18 protein-coding genes are annotated in these 17,860 nt (G+C 61.1%); 8 read left to right on the top strand and 10 right to left on the bottom strand.

Going from position 1 to position 17,860, the window contains the following annotated elements; genetic code table 11:
* The first annotated feature begins 34 nt into the window (after positions 1-34).
* On the top strand, positions 35-427 hold the full coding sequence (locus Q8R10_RS18430; protein WP_305655370.1) for a regulatory protein GemA: 393 nt from the start codon (positions 35-37) through the stop codon (positions 425-427).
* A complete protein-coding gene (locus Q8R10_RS18425) occupies positions 424-786 on the top strand; it encodes a Mor transcription activator family protein (RefSeq protein ID WP_305655368.1) in 363 nt (120 codons plus the stop codon). The genes Q8R10_RS18430 and Q8R10_RS18425 overlap by 4 nt, the downstream gene beginning before the upstream one ends.
* A gap of 135 nt (positions 787-921) precedes the next feature.
* Here the strand turns inward: Q8R10_RS18425 and Q8R10_RS18420 are convergent, their stop codons facing one another.
* Positions 922-1,611 carry a polysaccharide lyase family 7 protein gene (locus tag Q8R10_RS18420; RefSeq protein WP_305655366.1) on the bottom strand — a complete coding sequence of 230 codons (690 nt, stop codon included), beginning with the start codon at positions 1,609-1,611 and terminating at the stop codon, positions 922-924.
* Positions 1,612-1,976: 365 nt separating this feature from the next.
* Here Q8R10_RS18420 and Q8R10_RS18415 point away from each other — a divergent pair, with 365 nt between their 5' ends.
* The 4 genes from Q8R10_RS18415 (at position 1,977) to Q8R10_RS18400 (ending at position 6,287) form a co-directional block, all read left to right on the top strand.
* The gene (locus Q8R10_RS18415) at positions 1,977-3,911 is read left to right on the top strand and encodes a putative nucleotidyltransferase substrate binding domain-containing protein (protein ID WP_305655364.1); all 1,935 of its coding nucleotides are present in this window, start codon (positions 1,977-1,979) and stop codon (positions 3,909-3,911) included.
* The gene (locus Q8R10_RS18410; RefSeq protein WP_305655362.1) at positions 3,908-4,615 is read left to right on the top strand and encodes a PolC-type DNA polymerase III; all 708 of its coding nucleotides are present in this window, start codon (positions 3,908-3,910) and stop codon (positions 4,613-4,615) included. Before Q8R10_RS18415 ends, Q8R10_RS18410 begins: the two co-directional genes overlap by 4 nt.
* A 78-nt stretch (positions 4,616-4,693) precedes the next feature.
* Positions 4,694-5,314, top strand: coding sequence for a glutathione S-transferase (locus Q8R10_RS18405; protein WP_305655361.1), 621 nt, complete (start codon positions 4,694-4,696; stop codon positions 5,312-5,314).
* Between the two features lie 103 nt (positions 5,315-5,417).
* Positions 5,418-6,287 (top strand): OST-HTH/LOTUS domain-containing protein, encoded by an 870-nt coding sequence (locus Q8R10_RS18400; RefSeq protein ID WP_305655359.1) that lies wholly within the window; start codon positions 5,418-5,420, stop codon positions 6,285-6,287.
* 15 nt (positions 6,288-6,302) lie between these two features.
* On the opposite strand, the gene Q8R10_RS18395 is transcribed toward Q8R10_RS18400, so the two are convergent.
* From Q8R10_RS18395 to Q8R10_RS18355, 9 genes are all read right to left on the bottom strand, one after another.
* Complete coding sequence (locus tag Q8R10_RS18395; protein WP_305655357.1) at positions 6,303-6,440, bottom strand: hypothetical protein; 138 nt, start codon at positions 6,438-6,440, stop codon at positions 6,303-6,305.
* Positions 6,437-6,739: a hypothetical protein gene (locus Q8R10_RS18390; protein ID WP_305655356.1), complete on the bottom strand. Its 303-nt coding sequence runs from the start codon at positions 6,737-6,739 to the stop codon at positions 6,437-6,439. The genes Q8R10_RS18395 and Q8R10_RS18390 overlap by 4 nt, the downstream gene beginning before the upstream one ends.
* Before the next feature lie 157 nt (positions 6,740-6,896).
* A complete protein-coding gene (creD, locus tag Q8R10_RS18385) occupies positions 6,897-8,246 on the bottom strand; it encodes a cell envelope integrity protein CreD (RefSeq protein ID WP_305655354.1) in 1,350 nt (449 codons plus the stop codon).
* A gap of 359 nt (positions 8,247-8,605) precedes the next feature.
* On the bottom strand, positions 8,606-9,040 hold the full coding sequence (locus Q8R10_RS18380) for a CBS domain-containing protein (RefSeq protein ID WP_305655352.1): 435 nt from the start codon (positions 9,038-9,040) through the stop codon (positions 8,606-8,608).
* Between the two features lie 207 nt (positions 9,041-9,247).
* On the bottom strand, positions 9,248-10,675 hold the full coding sequence (creC, locus tag Q8R10_RS18375; RefSeq protein ID WP_305655351.1) for a two-component system sensor histidine kinase CreC: 1,428 nt from the start codon (positions 10,673-10,675) through the stop codon (positions 9,248-9,250).
* Positions 10,675-11,358, bottom strand: coding sequence for a two-component system response regulator CreB (creB, locus tag Q8R10_RS18370; RefSeq protein ID WP_305655350.1), 684 nt, complete (start codon positions 11,356-11,358; stop codon positions 10,675-10,677). The genes creC and creB overlap by 1 nt, the downstream gene beginning before the upstream one ends.
* A 104-nt stretch (positions 11,359-11,462) precedes the next feature.
* On the bottom strand, positions 11,463-11,966 hold the full coding sequence (locus Q8R10_RS18365; RefSeq protein ID WP_305655349.1) for an ATP-dependent zinc protease: 504 nt from the start codon (positions 11,964-11,966) through the stop codon (positions 11,463-11,465).
* Positions 11,967-12,188: 222 nt separating this feature from the next.
* The gene (locus tag Q8R10_RS18360) at positions 12,189-13,427 is read right to left on the bottom strand and encodes an HD-GYP domain-containing protein (protein WP_305655348.1); all 1,239 of its coding nucleotides are present in this window, start codon (positions 13,425-13,427) and stop codon (positions 12,189-12,191) included.
* Between the two features lie 71 nt (positions 13,428-13,498).
* On the bottom strand, positions 13,499-14,746 hold the full coding sequence (locus Q8R10_RS18355; RefSeq protein ID WP_305655347.1) for an HD-GYP domain-containing protein: 1,248 nt from the start codon (positions 14,744-14,746) through the stop codon (positions 13,499-13,501).
* A gap of 356 nt (positions 14,747-15,102) precedes the next feature.
* On the opposite strand from Q8R10_RS18355, the gene dbpA reads away from it, so the two are divergent.
* Positions 15,103-16,482 (top strand): ATP-dependent RNA helicase DbpA, encoded by a 1,380-nt coding sequence (dbpA, locus tag Q8R10_RS18350; RefSeq protein WP_305655346.1) that lies wholly within the window; start codon positions 15,103-15,105, stop codon positions 16,480-16,482.
* Positions 16,483-16,571: 89 nt separating this feature from the next.
* Positions 16,572-17,840, top strand: a complete 1,269-nt coding sequence (locus Q8R10_RS18345) for a response regulator (RefSeq protein ID WP_305655344.1) — start codon at positions 16,572-16,574, stop codon at positions 17,838-17,840.
* The last annotated feature ends 20 nt before the right edge of the window (positions 17,841-17,860 follow it).

The following is a 17,860-nucleotide window of genomic DNA, read 5'->3' as shown; positions in this document are numbered from 1 at the left end:
CAAGTTGATCCATGTTGCCCGGCGTGAGCTGTGCATGGATGACGACATCTACCGTTTGATGCTGGCCGGTATGACGGGATTGGACGGCGCAACGTCCTCCGCCAGCTTGAGCGTTCCAAACCTGCTACGGGTTTTGGAACAGCTCAAGCAGCGGGGTTTTAAGGTTCGTCCAAACAAAACGCAGAAGCGGCCGATGGCTGACGATGAGCAGTCCAAGAAGATCCGCTCGCTCTGGCTGACCTTGCACGACCTCGGCGCGGTACGCGATCCATCCGAAGAGGCGCTGGCAAAGTTCGTGCTGAGCATGACGAAGGTGGCGGCCTTGCAGTGGCTAAGCCCAGCCCAGGCCAGCCGGGTGATCGAGAACCTGAAGCAATGGCACCAGCGTGTTACCCGCGCTACCAACTCTCAACAGGGGGATGTATGAGCGAGTTCCGAAGCAAAGGCCCTGAGCTGCTGCTTGATCTGACCGAGCACATTGCCGTTGCCCTGGGCGAGTTGGTCGCGATGGAAAGCGCTAAGGCTCAGCATGTGGCCAAAGAGGTGGCCGACCGCATGGCAGCTCACTGGGGCGGCCAGAACATCTACTTCCCGATGGGCCTATCGATCAAGCTGAGTCGGCGCGATCGACAGATCTATGATGAGTTCAACGGTACTAACCACAGCGACCTAGCCCGCAAGTATGGGGCGTCGCTTCAGTGGATCTATAAGATAGTGAAGGCGGCGCGCAAGGAACACATCGCGCGGCTGCAGGGGGATATGTTCAGCCCGGCCACCGACGACTGACCGGGCGTCACCTCATTGCATTATCTGCAACTTTCTTTGAAACTCCCTCCCCATCGAATCCCATCCCATGCCAGCGTGTCCCGGTTTATCTCAGGTTTCCCCCTGGGATTATCTCGGTCTAACTCAGCTGCAGCTTTAAGGGGTGCTGGCGACGGGTATACGTGGGCGGTGTTCGATTTCCAAACGGCTAAAGGTTGCAGCGCCAGCCTCGGTCTCATAGCCGGTATTGTCTTGGGTGTAGACCCCAGCTTTGAAATACATCGGCTGGGCAGCCCAGGTAGGATCGATTTTGCCGGACCACTTCACGCCATTGAAGCTGACGTTCAAGGTGCCCGCAGGGGTCAAGTGCACGTAATAGCTAAAGGATTGATTGAGCATCACGCCCCTGACCAAGGTACGGGTGGTTGGTGCAGCATCCGTAGGCTTGAGGCGCAGCTTGTAAACCAAATCGGCAGTGCCAGTGCTCTTCATTTGAAACTCAAGTTTGAGCAAAGGCCAGTTGCTGTTGGCGTTGTGAATCTGCCCGATCACCAGCTTGCCGGTCGAGGGCACCTGTCTCACCTTAAGACTGGCCCGCATGTAGTTATCGGCCAGGGGATAGGTCCAGTTGCGCAGCCGGCCGTCACGATAGGTTTCGCGCAGTTCGCTGCGCGGATAGCTGGCGTTCTTGGTCGTGGTGCCGTTAACCGGCGCCCAGAAATAAATACTCCGCTCATCCGACTTGAAGTAGTAGTCCCGGTAGCCGCCGGCCAGCGCAGGGGTGGTGATAGTGGTGGCCGGAACACCGACAGGGATGCTCAGGTTCCAGGTTGAAAGATCAATCATTACAAGTGACTCCCGTAACTAAACCAGCCCCCATCTGGTTGGCCACCCGCTCGATGAGCGCGGACCTACGGTGAGGCGTCGGTCTAACTGCTTGCTTAAGGGTTCTTGGGTGCGAGACGCCGGCCGGACAACTCGCCGGACTAGTTATACGCCCTTAAAAAAGTTCCGCCCGACCGTCAGTCTATTTTTTGACGCCATTTATACGACATCAAAATGCCAGCAAAATAAACCTGCCTATTAGTCTTTGCGCCGCACTTTGCGACCGCCCCACCGCGCTGCGCCGGCATTTTTTAAGACTTAGGTCCAATGGGCCGGGCGCTAAACTCGGTCGATGATGGGAGCGTCGACAACTGCGCAGGTGCGTGATGAGCCAAGCGGATGGTTTTGCCCAAACGGGCAAGGTGGCGGTGCAGCAGAACATCCATGGACTGATGGAGTTTTTGCGCAAATACCCGCCCTTCAATCAGATGGAAAACGCCCATCTGGCCTTTCTGCTGGAGAACTGCCAGCTGCGCTTTTATGCCGCCGGCGAGAGCATCATCAAACCTGCTGACGGGCCGATCGAGCATTTCTACATCGTCAAGCAAGGTCGGGTGCACGGCGAGCGCCCCAACAGCGGCCAAGACGCCAGCCAGACCACCTTTGAAATCAGTGCCGGCGAGTGTTTCCCGCTGGCCGCGCTGATCGGCGAGCGGGCCACCCGCACCGAGCACTTGGCAGCCCAAGACACGTTCTGCCTGCTGCTGAATAAACCGGCCTTTATCAAGCTGTTCAGCCTCTCCAACCCGCTGCGCGACTTTGCCTTGCGCGGGGTCAGCAGCCTGCTCGACCAGGTCAATCAACAGATCCAGCTACGCGCCGCGCAAACCCTCGGCGCCCAGTATTCGCTGGAGACCCGCCTCGGTGGGCTGGCGATGCAGCAACCGGTCAGCTGCCTGCCGCACACGCCGCTGCGCGAGGCGGTGAAGCAGATGCACGAGCAGCAAGTCGGCAGCATGGTGATAGTCGATACGGCGCTCAAACCCCTGGGGATTTTTACCCTGCGCGACTTGCGCCGGGTGGTGGCCGACGGCTGCAGCGATATGCATCAGCCGATCAGCCAGCTGATGACCCAACAGCCCTTCCATTTGTCGCCCCAGGCCAGCGCCTTCGATGCGGCGATGGCGATGACCGAGCGGCATATTGCCCACGTCTGCCTGGTTGAGGATGGGCGCCTGTGCGGGGTGATTTCCGAGCGCGATTTGTTTTCCCTGCAGCGCGTCGACTTGGTCCATCTGGCCCGCAGCATCCGCCATGCCGGCAAGCTGGAAACCCTGATGGCGCTGCGCAGTGACATTCGCCAACTGGTCGATCATATGCTGGCCCACGGCGCCTCCTCGACCCAGATCACCCAGCTCATCACCCAGCTCAACGACCACTGCGTGTGCCGGGTGATTGAGCTGAGCATCGAAGCCCTGGGCGACCCCGGCGTGGCGTTCAGCTGGCTGTGCTTTGGCAGCGAAGGCCGCCGCGAACAAACCCTGTACACCGATCAGGACAACGGCATCCTGTTCGACGCCAGCGATGCAGCCCAGGCCGCCGCCATTCGGGGGCGCTTACTGCCACTCGCCGAGCACATCAATCAGGCCCTGGACAGCTGCGGCTTCAGCCTGTGCCAAGGCCAGATCATGGCCAGCAACCCGACGCTGTGCCTGTCGCGCAAGGAATGGACGCGGCGCTTTAACGATTTTGTCCGCGAGGCGACGCCGGAGAACCTGCTGGCCTCGAGCATCTTCTTCGATTTGCGGGTGGTCTGGGGCGCGGAAGAGGGTTGCGCGCAACTGCAGCAAGAACTGCTCGAACTGGTGGCCGACAACCCGTTATTCCAGCGCATGCTGGCCGCCAATGCGTTGCGGCAAAAACCGCCGGTGGGCCGCTTGCGCGACTTCGTGGTGGCGCGCAAGGGCCTGAAAAAAGACACCCTCGACCTCAAGGTGCAAGGCCTCACGCCTTTTGTCGACGGTGCCCGCCTGCTGGCCCTGGCCCACGGCATAGCTGCCAGTAACACCCTGGAGCGCCTGCGCCTGCTGGCCGAGCAAGGCGTGATCGACCGCCAGGACAGCGCCGCCTATGTCGAGGGCTATCACTTTATCCAGCAGACCCGCCTGCAACTGCACCAGCAGCAAGCGCGCAGCGGCTTGCCGTTCTCCAACCGCCTCGATCCCGACAGCCTCAATCAACTGGATAGGCGCATCCTGCGCGAATCCTTCCGCCAAGCCCAACGCCTGCAAAGCAGCCTGGCGCTGCGTTACCAGCTATGAGCTTGCCCAACTGGCTCAAGCCCCGTGGCGCGCCATTGCCCGCCGCCCAGCTGCGTCGCCGTGAGCAATTGCGCACCGCCGCACCGCTCAACGACGGACCACTCAATGAACAACGGCTGGTGGTTTTGGACTTGGAAACCAGCGGCCTGAACACCAATAAAGATCTGGTGTTGTCGATCGGCGCCGTGGTCATCGAGCACGGCGCCATCGACCTCGGCCAACAATTTGCATGCACCTTGCAACGCGCCGCCCAGCCGCACAATCAGAGCGTGCTGATTCACGGCCTCGGCCCCAGCGCCATCGCCGCGGGTTGCGAGCCGGCCGAAGGCTTGCTGGCCTGCATGGAGTTTATCGGCGCCAGCCCGGTGCTGGGCTTTCACGCCCCCTTCGATCAACGCATGCTCGGCCGCGCCCTGAAAACCAGCCTCAACTACCCGCTGCAGCATCCCTTTATCGATCTGGCAGACCTGGCGCCATTGCTCTACCCCAACGCCGGCATCCACCAGGGCGGGCTGGATGACTGGCTCAAGCACTGCGGCTTGCAGATCGTCGAACGCCACAACGCCGGCGCCGACGCCCTGGTCACCGCCGAGCTGGCGCTGATGCTGTTTAGCCGCGCGCGCAAGCTCGGCCTGGACAACCTGCTGGTGATTGAACAACGCTTGACCACCGCGCGCCGCCGTCAGCAAGCGCAGCGGCTGTAAGTGCGACACCCGCTTGCCGGCGAGCAAAATTACAGCAAGGATAGGCACCTGATTACTGCTCTCAACCAAGGAGTCCAGATGCCGAGCATGACGCTGTTTTACTCGCCCACTTCGCCCTTCGTGCGCAAGGTCATGGTGCTGCTGCACGAGACCGAGCAGTTGCCCAAGGTTGAGCTGCAAGAGGTGCAACTCAGCCCGACCAGCCCGAACGCCGAGGTCAACGCCGCCAACCCCGCCGGCAAGATTCCCGCCTTGCGATTGGCCGACGGCAGCCTGCTGTTCGACAGCCGGGTGATACTCGAGTACCTCGACCAACAACACAGCGGCCAGCCTTTGTTAGCCGTGAGCAGCAGCCCGCGCTGGAACTGTCTGACCCTTTGCGCCCTGGCCGATGCGCTGCTGGACGCCGCCGTACTGATCCGCTACGAAAGCTTTTTGCGCCCGGCAGACAAACGCTGGGACGCCTGGCTCAGCGGCCAGCAAGACAAAATCGAACGAGCCCTGGCGCACTTTGAACAGGTCGCCAGCAGCTTGAGCAACAGCTTTGACCTGGCTGCCATCAGCCTCGCCTGCGCCTTGGGCTATGTGGATTTGCGCCAACCCGAGCTGGCCTGGCGCCAGCGCTACCCGCAACTGGCCGTCTGGTATGCTGCGGCCAGCCAACGCCCATCACTGCTGGCCACTCAGCCGCCGCTGTAATGGCTGAGCGAGTACCCAGAGTTGCGCCTGTCACCTACCCTGAAGACGATGCGATTATCGAAACATGCCGGTAAATACAGATCGAATTTTGGACCCGCACTTTATGGATTCCATGCAACAGCCAGAGGGCGAACTGCTAGCCAGCTTGCAAGACAGCGTCAGTCGCAAGGTCGGCCGTTGCATCCTCAGACTGCAGCAATACGAGCTGCTGATGAAGCGCCTGCTGGCTGCCCACGACCGCCCCCATCTACGCGACCCCAGCGCCGGGCTCAGAGCAGTCCCGCCGACCAGGGGAATCGCCAGGCTAGCCAGCAACAACCTCGACCATCCACTTGCTGACTTAGGCGCAGGCGCTGCGAGTCAGGCAAAAACTGACGCCCTGCGCGGCGCTGCCCAGCCCTCTTTGAGGCTACACTGGGGCGGCGAGCTGAGTGAAGACGACTACCAAAAAGCCAAGCAAGACCTGGCGGCCTTGGTTGCACGACGCAATCACCTGGTTCATCACTTTATGCAGCAATTCGAGCTGTTCAGCGCCGCAGGCTGTCATGCGGCGGAGCTCTATCTGGATGAGACCTACCAGCAAATTGATCAGCATGACCGCGAACTGCGCGCCTGGACCAAAGGCATGGAGCATGGCCCCGAGCACGCCCATGCCTTTATGCAATCCACCACCTGGCGGGACGTCCTGCTCTATGGCCTGGTCCCCGGCCAGCCGGTGGATTGGCCCGGCACCACTATCGTCCAGCAACTGACCCTTGCCGAAAGCGCTTGCCATGAAGCCGGCTGGACCAGCCTGGCAGCGGCCATAGGTTTTATTCACCGGGACTGGCCCGAGCTCAACCCGAAGAAATACGGCTGCCGCAGTTGGCGCCACGTTATCCATCAATCCGGGCTGTTTGAAATCCAAAAACGCAAACCCGCCGACAGCGAGCGCACCCAAGTCTGGTATCGCAGCAAGCCGGCGCTTGGCTGACTGATCAGGACTTAATCACACCGCGCGCTTTGCCTTGCGCCGCCCCTGCAGTGCATCAGTGGCCGTGGGCGGCGGCGTAAACAACCGGGCTATTTGCGCAGCCAGCAGCGCGCCGATACGGGCATCGTCGCGCAGGCCGACATGCCCACTCATGGCCGATACCAGAGGCGATACAAGCCCAACGCCGGCAACAACGCCAACTGGCCGAGCGCCACGCACAGCTGCAAGAACGATTGCACCGCCGGATTCTGCCCGGCGCCGCTGACACCGGTCAGCGCCTCCCAGAAACCGGCGGGCAGCAAAGCCAGCGCCAGCTCACTGAGCAACTGCCCGGACCACAGCAGTTGTTTGATCAAGCCCATCTGCTGGCTAAACAACAGCCCCGCCAACAGCACCACCGCCAGTACCAGGGCCAACAGATAGCAGGCCAAACCACGCATCAGCATTAACATCGCAATCTCCAAAAAAGATTTAAACAAACAACAAGTAGGGAGTGGGGAGTGGGGCGGACGTAGGGTGGACTCAGGAGCGCAGCGAACAGTCCGCCATTGCTAGCGTCACCGCTCACCTGCACCTGCGCAGCGCCCACGTCGCCCAGCCCGGCCCGGCCTATACGGCGCCGCTTACCTCCGGCTTGCCAACCCCATACCAGTCGAGTTTGCGGGTCAGCAGCATCACGCCGGCCAGCAGGCCAAAGACCAGCAGTGAGCCCATCAGCAGGGCGTAATCTTCGGCCCGCAGCAGGCCATACAACATGGCGTAGAGGGCCGCCAAGGCGGCGCCGAAACCCAACCCGCGCAGCGCGCTTTTAAGCACGGCGGCCAGATACACCCCCAGCAAGGACACGCAGGCCACCGCCGCGATGGCGTAAGCGCTGGCGAACGGCAGGTGCTCGGACAACGACAGCAGCAACAGGTAGAACAGCGCCAGCGCCAGGCCGACCAAGCCGTATTGCACCGGGTGCACGGCCAAACGCTTGAGCACTTCGAACAGGAAGAAGCCGGCAAAGGTCAGGGCGATAAACAGCAGGGCATATTTAATCGCCCGGTCGGTCTTCAGGTATTGATCGACCGGATCGACAAAGCTCACGCCAAACTCGCGGCTGTTATAGGCATCGCAGTTATTGTCGTTGGCGCAGTCATCCAGCACTTCGGCAAAGTTGGTGGCAAAGAAACTGGTCTGCCAGTCGGCCAGAAAACCAGTGTCGGTGACATCGCGCTTGACCGGCAAAAACTCACCGACAAAACTTGGGTGTGGCCACTTGGAACTCAGCTGCACCTTGGTTTCGCGGCCCACCGGAGTCACCCAAAGCTGCCCAGTGCCTTGCAGCTTGAGGTTAAAGGCAAACTCCAGACGCTGGCCGTTAACCCCATCGACATTGGGCAGCGGCGCGTGCACGCCATTGGTCAGCAGGCGATCGGCGCTGCCAGCGGCAAACGGTAGATCAGTGCCATTCAGGCGCAACTTGAGGTCGTTCTCGATGCCGCGAATATCGCTGATGCCGACGCTGAGAAAGGCCGGCTCGAAACGGTAATCGGCATAATTTTCCGTGATGCCATACTGCGCCGGCAGCTGGAAGTGACCGCTGATCTGGTTATCGCTGTGATACAGGCGCGCCTGGTAGATGCCGCGTTTGCGCTCTTCGGTGACCACATTGCCATTGAGCTGAAACTGCTCAGGCAAAAAATACAGGCGGCTGCGGATTTCCCTTTCTTCCAGATAGCGCACGCCAGTTTTTTCGTGGGTTTTCCACTCGCGCAGCGTCTTGCGGTAAGGCACCACCAAAAACGGGCCGGTTAAATGCTGCTCACCGCTAGAGCTGCGGGCGATGTCGGCCAGCACACTGTCACGCAGCGTCTGCCGGTCGCTGACCATGCCGCCAATCATCAACAGTGGAATCATCAGCAGCGCCATCAGCAGCGCAATCACGCCGAGCTTGATCGCTAAATTGCGGTTCATTGGTAGTTCTCCCCGTGGTTAGCCAATTGGCCGATGGGGAGAGTCTGGGCAGCGGAGATGGTGTTGCTGTGGGGCGAATGTGCAGACTTTGTGGCGACTCGGTGAAGATTGGCCTGTTTGGGCCCATCCATCCACCACGCAAGGCCTAGCAGCCTGCCGGACTTAGGACTGTCCTACTGCGGAAAAGCCGGACTTGGTCATTTTCCGCGCTATTTTTCGTTGAATAGAATGACTATTCGCCTCAAAAGAGCGCAAAAACTGCCTCAAACCGGTCTTTCCCTCGCTACGAACGCCTAAGCCCGACAGGCTGCTAGCCGCCAGCGCCCCGAGTGGCGCCCAGCGGCTCTTAAGTGCGGCGGTTACTCGCCGCGGATGTATTGTTCCAGATGGTTAATCAGGCCTTCCTGCTCGGCGACTACGTCTTTGACCAGGTCGCGAATCGACAGCAGCCCGACCAGTTTGCCGTCTTCCAGTACCGGCAAATGGCGCAGGTTTTTCTCGATCATCAGCTGCATGCAAAAGCGCGTGTGATCTTTCGGGGTGACGGTAATCAGATTGCGCGTCATCACCGCGCCAACGGTGGTCACGTCGGGGGCCAGTTGCAGGCGCGCGACCCGACGCACGTAGTCGCGCTCGGTGACGATACCGGCCACCTGACCGTTTTCTATCACCATCAAGGCACTGATGTCGGTGTCGGTCATCAGGGTGATCGCCTCCAGCACCGTGGTTTCTGGATTGACGCTGATAATGCTGACGTGGGTCTTGGCCTTGAGGATTTCGGCAACAGCTTTCATGCAACAACTCCTAGTTTTCTATTTTTTATAGCAGAAGTTTATGACTAGCACGATCTCGGCCAACACCTGCCCATCCATCGGCCAGGGCAAAACAGGCTCATTCGCGCCTTCAACCGAGCAACAATGCCTGAATCTTTAGCCGCCATTAACGCAGCAAACGACAGCCGCCAAACCAGCCACGACAGCGGCTAATGCCACCTAGCGAGGTTACTCGGCCAGCGGCAAGCGCAAGCGCACCTCGACCCCGCCCGGCACATTCGCCACGCTCAGCGTGCCGCCGTGCAGGCTGGCGACCTCACTGACAAAGTTTAGCCCGAGCCCGGTACTCTTACGCCCTGTTTTGGGGCGTGGCAACGAATAAAAACGTTCCGTGAGCCGTGGCAGTGCATAGCCGGCAATCGCCTCGGCCTGATTAAACAAACACAGCTCCAGCTGCTGCCCTTGCACCTCTGCAGACCAGCGCAGCAGGCCGCCTGCCGGGGTGAAGTCGAGGGCGTTGTCGAGCAGATTGGCCAGCGCCTGTTGCAGCAAAAAACGCTCACCGAGCAGCTGCAGCTCTGCGTCGAGCAGATTTTCGACCCGTAATTGGGCACTTTCGATGCGCGCCGCTTGCGCCTGCAGCAACTCATCGACCAAGGCCCACAGCGGCACCGCTACCCGCTCCTCCAAACCCTGACGCTGTTCGACCAGGGCCAGGTGCAGCAAGCGCTCGATCAACTGCTGCAGGCGCGCGCTTTCGCTTTGGATATTGCCGACGAAGCGCTGGCGTTGCTCGGCCGGCATCTCGCCCTCAAGCAACTCGGCGGCGCCACGGATGGCTGCCAGCGGGCTTTTCAGCTCGTGGGTCAGGGTGTGCACATAGCGCTCGACGTAGGCCTTGCCCTCCAGTTCGCTGCGCATATATTCCAGGGCGGCGGCCAACTGGCCCAACTCACCGCCGCGCAACTGCGGTGCCGGGAGCCGCTCACCGGCGGCCACCGCCTGGGCAAAACCGGTCAGCCGGCGCAACGAGCCGCTCAGCCACCAGGACAGCAAGCCGCCGACCAGCAAGCCGAGGCCGATCAGCCCGGCGCCAAACCAGCTCAGGCGCCGCTGCGAACGCTCGATATAGGGCTGCAGGCTGCGACTCGGCTTGCTCACCGCCACCACGCCGATGATCTGACCGTGATCTTTGATCGGCGCGGCCACGTACATCACCGAGGAATCCGGGTCGTCCGCCACCTCGCGGGTCGAGCGCGCGCCGTATTGGCCACGCAGGGTCAGGTAAACGTCGTTCCAGCGTGAATAGTCCTGGCCCACCGCCTGGCCGCTGGAGTCCAGCAACACCTTGCCGGTCGCATCGGTGACATAGATGCGATGGCTCACCGTGGTTTTGCTCACCTCACCGATTTGCGCCTGTGGCTGGCGCTGGCCGTAGGCCTGGAACACTTGCTGCCAACGGCTTTGATCGATCTGGCCGCCACGCAAATCATCGCGCAGCAACTCGGCTAGCAGGTTGGCGGTATCCACCAGGGTCTCTTCGGTGGACTGACGCACGCCGGGACGAATTTCATCCATCACCGTGCTCAACACAAACCAGCCGGCCAGCCCGACGAACAAAAAATAGACCAGGAAAATCCGGATACCGAGCGGCATTAGATCAGCCTCAAGCTATAACCCAGCCCCCGATGGGTCTGGATCGGCTCTGCACTCGGCGCTATTTCGCGCAGCTTGGCCCGCAGGCTCTTGATATGGCTGTCGATGCTGCGCTCGTAACCGGCGTCGCTGGCAACACCGGCGGCGTCCAGCAGTTGCTCGCGGGAGAACACCCGTTCGGGCTGGCCGAGCAAGGCGTGCAGCAGGCGAAATTCATGGCGAGTGAGCACCAGCAGTTGTTGCTGATAGTGAATCTGCACCCGCTCAAGGTCGAGGCGAAACGGCCCGTTGGGTTCGGGCTCCGGCGCCACTGCCGGGCGTGGCTGTACCCGTTTGAGAATCGCCTTGACCCGCGCCGCCACTTCGCGCGGACTGAAGGGCTTGCTCACGTAGTCGTCGGCGCCGATTTCCAGCCCCACCACCCGATCAATCTCGGTGTTGCGCGCGGTTAAGAACAGCACCGGCACTTCGCTAAAGCGGCGCAGGCGTTTGCAGGCCTCGAAGCCAGTCATGTCCGGCAGGCCCACATCGAGAATCCAGAAGTCGGCTGGGGTTTGTTGTTGAAATGCCAGCGCCTCGCCGGCCAGAGTCAGCCAGTGGGTGCTGAAGCCCTCTGTTTGCAGGGCGTAAATCAGGGTGTCGGCAATCGCCGCTTCATCTTCAACAATCAATATCTGCGGCATAGCGCTGCGACCCGGCAACCATCAAGGCTGCCACGGTGCCCAAAGCCAGGGGCAGGGTCAACCGTCGGGCCGGCACGCGGCGATTTACCGTGGGCCGGACAGGCTCATTTGCAGTCGGGTTTGCCGGTGGTGTAGCGCTTGGCCGGGTCGATCGCCGCATCCAGCTCGCGCAGCGCCTTGGCGCCGATCAGCAACGGGTAGTTGAAGCCGCTACGGTCGACCAGATTGACCTCAACGGTGCGCAACTGATCGCCCAGGCAAAGTTGCAGATCGATCACCGGACGCTTGGAGATGGCGACCGCGTCCTCATCGTCGCTCTCTTCGGCGCGGTTTTTGATTTTGCTGATGCGCGCCACCAGGTGCTCGTGGACGCGGTCATCGACGCCTTCGGCGGCCAGGCGAAAACGCACCCATTCCTCGCCATCGCGCTTGAACAGCTCAATATCGCTGGCCGACAACGAGGCGGTATAGGCGCCGGTATCCATCTTGGCTTTGAGGGTTTCCTTGAGTTCAGGTAAGCCGATTTTTTCGTAGCGCCCGTACAGGGTGGGGTCGGCGGCGAGGGCCGGCAGGGCGACCAGGGTTAATAAGGCCAGTAATACTTTCATCGCGGTACTCCAAAAAATCAGCGCCTAACCGGCAGGTCGTAGGGCGGGTGCAACCCGTGCGGGTTACACCTCTAGGAGGCTAAAAGTGCGCAACAGTTCAACCAAACAGAGTCGCGCGGTCTTTGCGTTCGCCCGACCAGAGCTCTTCGAGATTACGAAAACCCCAGTGTCCCAGAGGCTCGCAACCGTATATGGACGGGATTAAAGCGGCGCAGCCACACCTCAACCAAACAGGGTCGCGCGCCCCTTGCGCTCGCCCGACCAGAGTTCTTCGAGGTTACGAAAACCCCAGTCTTCCAGGGGTTCGCGAGCAATAATATGGTCACGCCCGACCACTTTGGCGAGGTCGAGAATCTCTTGGGGGATCGGCGACTTCGACCTGGCCGAGAAAAACACCTTAACTTTTGGCGTCAGCAGCGAATGTTCATTTTGCTCCAGCACCACGCCCAACTTGCCGCTGGCGAGCCGCACCAGGGAGCCGGTTGGGTAGATGCCCAAGGCTTTGACAAAGGCGCGAAACACCTGGTCGTCGAACTGCGCCGGGCACCACTCGGCCATCTTGCGCATCGCCTCGGCCGGGTCCAGGCCCTTTTGATAGGGGCGGTCGGAAGTCAGGGCGTCATACACATCGCAGACCGCGCACATCTTCGCCAGCAGGCTGATCTGCTCACCGGCCAGGCGCCCGGGATAGCCGCTGCCATCGGGTTTTTCATGGTGGTGCAGGCAGACATCCACCAGCGCCGGGCTGAGGCCTTGCTTTGCCAGGGTTTCCGCGCCCAGCGCCGGGTGATCGCGCAGCAGCGTCGAGTCGATGCGGCTGAGTTTGCCTGGACTGTTGAGCAGCTCGCTGGGCATCAGCGCCTCGCCAATGTCGTGGAGCAAACCGGCCACCCCGGCTTCGCTGACCTGCGCCTCGTCCATGCCCAGCTGACGGGCCAAGGCGATCATCAGGGCCGACACCGCCAGCGCATGCATATATTGGTATTCATCGGCCGAGCGCAGCCGGGCCAGGCTGATTAACGCGTGGGGATGACGCTGCAGCGAGCGGTTAATCTCCGCCACCTGGGCAGCCAGCTGGGCTGGATCTATGGCTTCGCCGTTGCGCATATCCGCGAATAGGCTGACCAGCCGCTCTTTGCTGCGCGCACTGAGCTTGAGCGCGGGGCCTATTTCATCGGCCAACTGCGGCAGCGCCTTGACCGGCAGCTCATGCTCGGCGGCCAACAGCCGCGCGTTGGCGCGCTCCTCAATCAGCGCATGACTGTCGCCACCGGGCACATCCAGGCCTTTCTCGGTGTCGATCCACAACTCGCGGATGGCGCTGTTTTGCAGGCGCTGCAGGTCTTTGTCGCTGTCGAGCAGAAACTTTACTTTCCAGAACGAATGATCCATCCAGGAGCCACACAACTCATGGACAAACATGCCAACCCGGGCATCCGCAACAGGTATCCGCTTTAACACACCGTTCTCGCTTTCATAATCACAGTGGCTAAATGATGGCGGCAATGCCGCCGAATGTCTTGTGCCGGAGCTCAATCGAAATGCGAGCCCTTGCGGCTGGGTAGCTCCGACCACAGCTCATCGAGATGGGGGAAGTGCCAATCCTCCGGCGATTCGCGCCCGATAATCTTCTCGCGCCCCACCAGCTTGGCCAGGTCGATAATTTGCTGCGGCAGCGGGGTTTTCGATTTGGCCGAGAAAAACACCTTCACCCGCGGCGTCAGCAGTGACGTGGTGTGCTGGTCCATTACCACCCCGAGCCGACCGCTTTCCAGGCGCACCAGTGAACCGGTGGGATAGATGCCCACCGACTTAACAAAGGCCTTGAACACCGCCTCGTCAAAATGCCCTTTGCTCCACTCGGCCATCTTGCGGATCGACTCGGCCGGGTCCCAACCGCGTTTGTAGGGGCGGTCCGAGGTGATGGCGTCATAGACATCGCAGACCGCGCCCATCCTGGCGAACAGGCTGATTTCGTCGCCCTTAAGATGGTGCGGGTAGCCGCTGCCATCGACCTTTTCATGGTGGTGCAGGCACACATCCAGGACCATGGCGCTGATGTTTTGGCTGCCCTGCAAGATGCTGTCACCGGCCTCGGGATGGGTGCGCACGGTAGCGAACTCGGCATCGGTTAATTTGTCGGGTTTATTCAAGATGGCATCGGGGATCAGCATCTTGCCGATGTCGTGCAGCAAACCGGCCATCCCGGCGTCGCGTACCTGCGCCTCGGCCAACCCCAACTGACGGGCCAGGGCAATCATCAGGGCGCAGACCGCCACCGAGTGCATATAGGTGTATTCATCAGCGTTCTTCAGGCGCGCCAGGCTGATCAAGGCATTCGGATTGCGCAGCACCGAGGCGGAGATTTCTTCGACCAGCTCAGTCACATGGGCGGCATCGATGGCCTGGCCCATGCGCACCTCACTGAACATCGCCACCACCGCTTGTTTGGCGGCGCCACAGAGTTTGTGCGCCCGGCGTACCTCTTCATCCATAGAGCTACGCGTAATGGTCGGCGCCGTCGCCACCTCCAGCAAACGCGCCTCCACTTGCGCGGCCACCTCGGCCTCGCTGTCGGCATGCTGGCCAGCGGGCAGGTCGAGGCCTCTGTCGGTGTCGATCCAGACTTCATCGACGCCGCTATCAATAATGCGCTGCAAATCTTTGTGATTATCCAGCACAAACTTGGCCTTCCAGAAGGGATGCTCCATCCATGAGCCGCAGAACTCGTTGATATACATCCCCAGGCATAGATCGGCGACAGCAATACGTTTGAGCACGAGCGCAACCCAATAGAGTGAACGACTGCACTGAGCTTAGTGCGATCTGCAGCGCAGGCAGACTGATCGCCGTAAAAAATTGCCGCACCGCTATCCCGGCTGTCGCCAGCACAGCGGCCCTAGCAGCCTGTCGGACTTGACCGTTCGTAGCGAGGGAAAGACCGGTTTGAGGCAGGTTTTGCGCTCTTTTGAGGCGAATAGTCATTCTATTCAACGAGGAAGAGCGCAGAAAATGACCAAGTCCGGCTTTTCCGCAGTAGGACAGCGTTAAGTCCGACAGGCTGCTAGTCGCACCAGCGGCCATGGGGGCCCGGCCCCTGTTACACTGGCCGACATTTTTTTTGCTGGACATGCCTGTGACCACCACCGCGTTTAACTCCCTGCCTTTGTCTGCCGCCATGTTGGCTAACCTGGATTCCCTCGGTTACACCGCCATGACGCCGATTCAGGCACAAAGCCTGCCGGTGATTCTCAAGGGCATGGACCTGATCGCCCAGGCCAAAACCGGCAGCGGCAAGACCGCCGCCTTTGGTATCGGCCTGCTCAACCCGCTGAATCCGCGCTTCTTCGGCTGCCAGGCGTTGGTGCTCTGCCCAACCCGCGAGCTGGCCGATCAGGTGGCCAAAGAAATCCGCCGGCTGGCCCGTGGCACCGACCATATCAAGGTACTGACCCTGTGTGGCGGCGTGCCCTTCGGCCCGCAGATCGGCTCGCTGGAGCATGGCGCGCACATCATCGTCGGCACCCCGGGGCGGATTCAGGAGCACCTGCGCAAGGGCACCCTGAAACTCGACGGTCTCAACACCCTGGTGCTGGACGAAGCCGACCGCATGCTCGACATGGGCTTTTACGACTCGATCGCCGACATCCTCAGCAAGACCCCGACCAAGCGCCAGACCTTGCTGTTCTCGGCCACCTACCCGAGCAGCATCAAGCAGCTAGCGTCGGCGTTTATGCGCGATCCGCAGCAGGTCAAAGCCGAGGCCATGCACGCCGACAGCCAGATCGAGCAGCGCTTCTACGAGATCTCCCCGGAAGAACGTTTGCCGGCCGTCAGCAAAATCCTCGCGCACTTTCGCCCAGAGTCCTGCGTGGCCTTTTGCTTTACCAAGCAGCAATGCCAGGAAGTGGTCGACCATCTAACGGCCAGCGGCATCTCGGCCATGGCGCTGAATGGCGACTTGGAACAACGCGACCGTGACCAGGTGTTGGCGATGTTTTCCAACCGCAGTTGCAGCGTGCTGGTGGCCACCGACGTGGCGGCCCGCGGCCTGGACATCGAAGCCCTGGACATGGTGCTGAACGTCGAACTGGCGCGCGACTCGGAGATTCACATTCACCGTGTTGGCCGTACCGGCCGCGCCGGCGAAAAAGGCCTGGCGATCAGCCTAGTGGCCCCGGCCGAAGGCCATCGCGCCCGTGCCATCGAAGAGCTGCAAAAAGGCCCGCTGAACTGGCAGCACCTCGACGGCCTGAAGTCGCAAGGCGGCGCGCCGCTGCTGCCACCCATGGTGACTCTGTGCATCAGCGCCGGGCGCAAAGACAAAGTGCGCCCCGGCGACATCCTCGGCGCCCTGACCGGGGATGCCGGCGTGCCCGGCGCCCAGGTCGGCAAAATCGCCATCTTCGATTTCCAGGCCTATGTGGCGGTTGAGCGCGGCATTGCCCAGCAAGCCTTGCAGCGGCTCAATCAGGGCAAAATCAAGGGTCGCTCGTTGCGCGTGCGGATTCTCTAGGACGTAGGGCGGACTCAGGAGCGCAGCGAACAGTCCGCCATCCGTAGCGCACAGTCCGCCATTGAGCCTTAAACAACAGGAAACCCGCAGTGCGCAACATACTCGTGGTCGAAGACAGTCCCTTGGTGCTGAAGATTCTGGAAAGCATGTTCCGCCAACAGGCGGATCTGCAGCCGCTGTTCTGCGCCAGCATGGCTGAGGCGCAGGTGCTGCTGGAGACGTCGGCCGCGCTGTTTTTTGCCGCAATTGTCGACCTCAACTTGCCCGACGCCGAGAACGGCGAGATCGTCGATCTGGTGCTGCAGTATCAACTGCCCTGCATCGTGCTGACCGGCTCGTACAACGAGCAGCGCCGCGAGGAGATGCTGCTCAAGGGCGTGGTCGACTATGTGCAAAAAGAAAACCAGTACTCCTACGACTATGCCTTTCGCCTGCTGCATCGGCTGGAGCGCAATCGTTCGATCAAGATCCTGGTGGCCGAGGATTCCCAAGCCACTCGCCACTTGATCCGCAACGTCCTGCGCAGCCATCTGTATCAAATCCACGAGGCCGAAGACGGCGAGCAAGCCCTGCGCATCCTGCAGGAACAGCCCGATTTTGACCTGCTGATTACCGACCACAGCATGCCCGGCCTCAGCGGCTTTGCGCTGACCAAACTGCTGCGGCAAAAACTGCAACGCCATGACCTGAGCATTGTCGGCTTGTCGGCGGACAGCAAAGGCTCCCTTAGCGCGCAGTTCATCAAACATGGCGCCGATGACTTCTTGCGCAAACCCTTCTGCCCGGAAGAGCTGACCTGCCGGGTCACCTCCACCCTGGAGCGGCGTGAAATGCTCAAAGCGCTGCAACGCAGCGCACAAATCGACAGCCTCACCAACCTCTACAACCGCCGGGCCTTTTACGAGCAAGCCGGGCAATTGCTGCAAGCCGCCGAGCGTAGCCAGCGCCCGGTGAGCGTGGCGATGCTCGACCTCGACCTGTTCAAGCAGATTAACGACAACTACGGCCACGCCAGCGGTGACGCCGCCCTGATCGGCTTTGCCGGCTTGCTGCAACAGGCCTTCGGCCAGACCTTGATCGGCCGCCTCGGCGGTGAGGAATTTGCCCTGCTCAGCCCGCTGCCGGCGCCGCAACTCAGCGCCCAACTCGACCAATTACGCGGCCAATGCGCCGCCGTAGCCTACGCCCCAAACGCCCCGTCGCTATCGTTTAGCGCCGGGGTCTATCAAGGCCATGGCGAGGAACTCGGCACGCTGTTGCATCAGGCCGACCTGCGTCTTTATCAAGCCAAGCGCCAAGGTCGCGGGCGCTGCTGCCTGAACCTGGAAGCGCCAGCCGACGCGTCGGCGATCGCATAAAATGCGCGCCGCACTCGCAG

Source organism: Pseudomonas sp. (assembly GCF_030698175.1).
GTDB lineage: Bacteria > Pseudomonadota > Gammaproteobacteria > Pseudomonadales > Pseudomonadaceae > Aquipseudomonas.
Note: the sequence above shows the minus strand (reverse complement) of the source record. Positions and strands in the feature narration are given on the sequence as shown.

Coding starts and splice junctions, on each gene's coding strand:
- Q8R10_RS18430 (WP_305655370.1), top strand. CDS start 35: ATGGATGACGACATCTACCGTTTGATGCTGGCCGGTATGACGGGATTG.
- creB (WP_305655350.1), bottom strand. CDS start 11,358: ATGCCGCAGATATTGATTGTTGAAGATGAAGCGGCGATTGCCGACACC.
- Q8R10_RS18390 (WP_305655356.1), bottom strand. CDS start 6,739: ATGTTAATGCTGATGCGTGGTTTGGCCTGCTATCTGTTGGCCCTGGTA.
- Q8R10_RS18410 (WP_305655362.1), top strand. CDS start 3,908: ATGAGCTTGCCCAACTGGCTCAAGCCCCGTGGCGCGCCATTGCCCGCC.
- Q8R10_RS18405 (WP_305655361.1), top strand. CDS start 4,694: ATGCCGAGCATGACGCTGTTTTACTCGCCCACTTCGCCCTTCGTGCGC.
- creD (WP_305655354.1), bottom strand. CDS start 8,246: ATGAACCGCAATTTAGCGATCAAGCTCGGCGTGATTGCGCTGCTGATG.
- Q8R10_RS18365 (WP_305655349.1), bottom strand. CDS start 11,966: ATGAAAGTATTACTGGCCTTATTAACCCTGGTCGCCCTGCCGGCCCTC.
- creC (WP_305655351.1), bottom strand. CDS start 10,675: ATGCCGCTCGGTATCCGGATTTTCCTGGTCTATTTTTTGTTCGTCGGG.
- Q8R10_RS18395 (WP_305655357.1), bottom strand. CDS start 6,440: ATGAGTGGGCATGTCGGCCTGCGCGACGATGCCCGTATCGGCGCGCTG.
- Q8R10_RS18415 (WP_305655364.1), top strand. CDS start 1,977: ATGAGCCAAGCGGATGGTTTTGCCCAAACGGGCAAGGTGGCGGTGCAG.
- Q8R10_RS18420 (WP_305655366.1), bottom strand. CDS start 1,611: ATGATTGATCTTTCAACCTGGAACCTGAGCATCCCTGTCGGTGTTCCG.
- Q8R10_RS18400 (WP_305655359.1), top strand. CDS start 5,418: ATGGATTCCATGCAACAGCCAGAGGGCGAACTGCTAGCCAGCTTGCAA.
- Q8R10_RS18380 (WP_305655352.1), bottom strand. CDS start 9,040: ATGAAAGCTGTTGCCGAAATCCTCAAGGCCAAGACCCACGTCAGCATT.
- Q8R10_RS18425 (WP_305655368.1), top strand. CDS start 424: ATGAGCGAGTTCCGAAGCAAAGGCCCTGAGCTGCTGCTTGATCTGACC.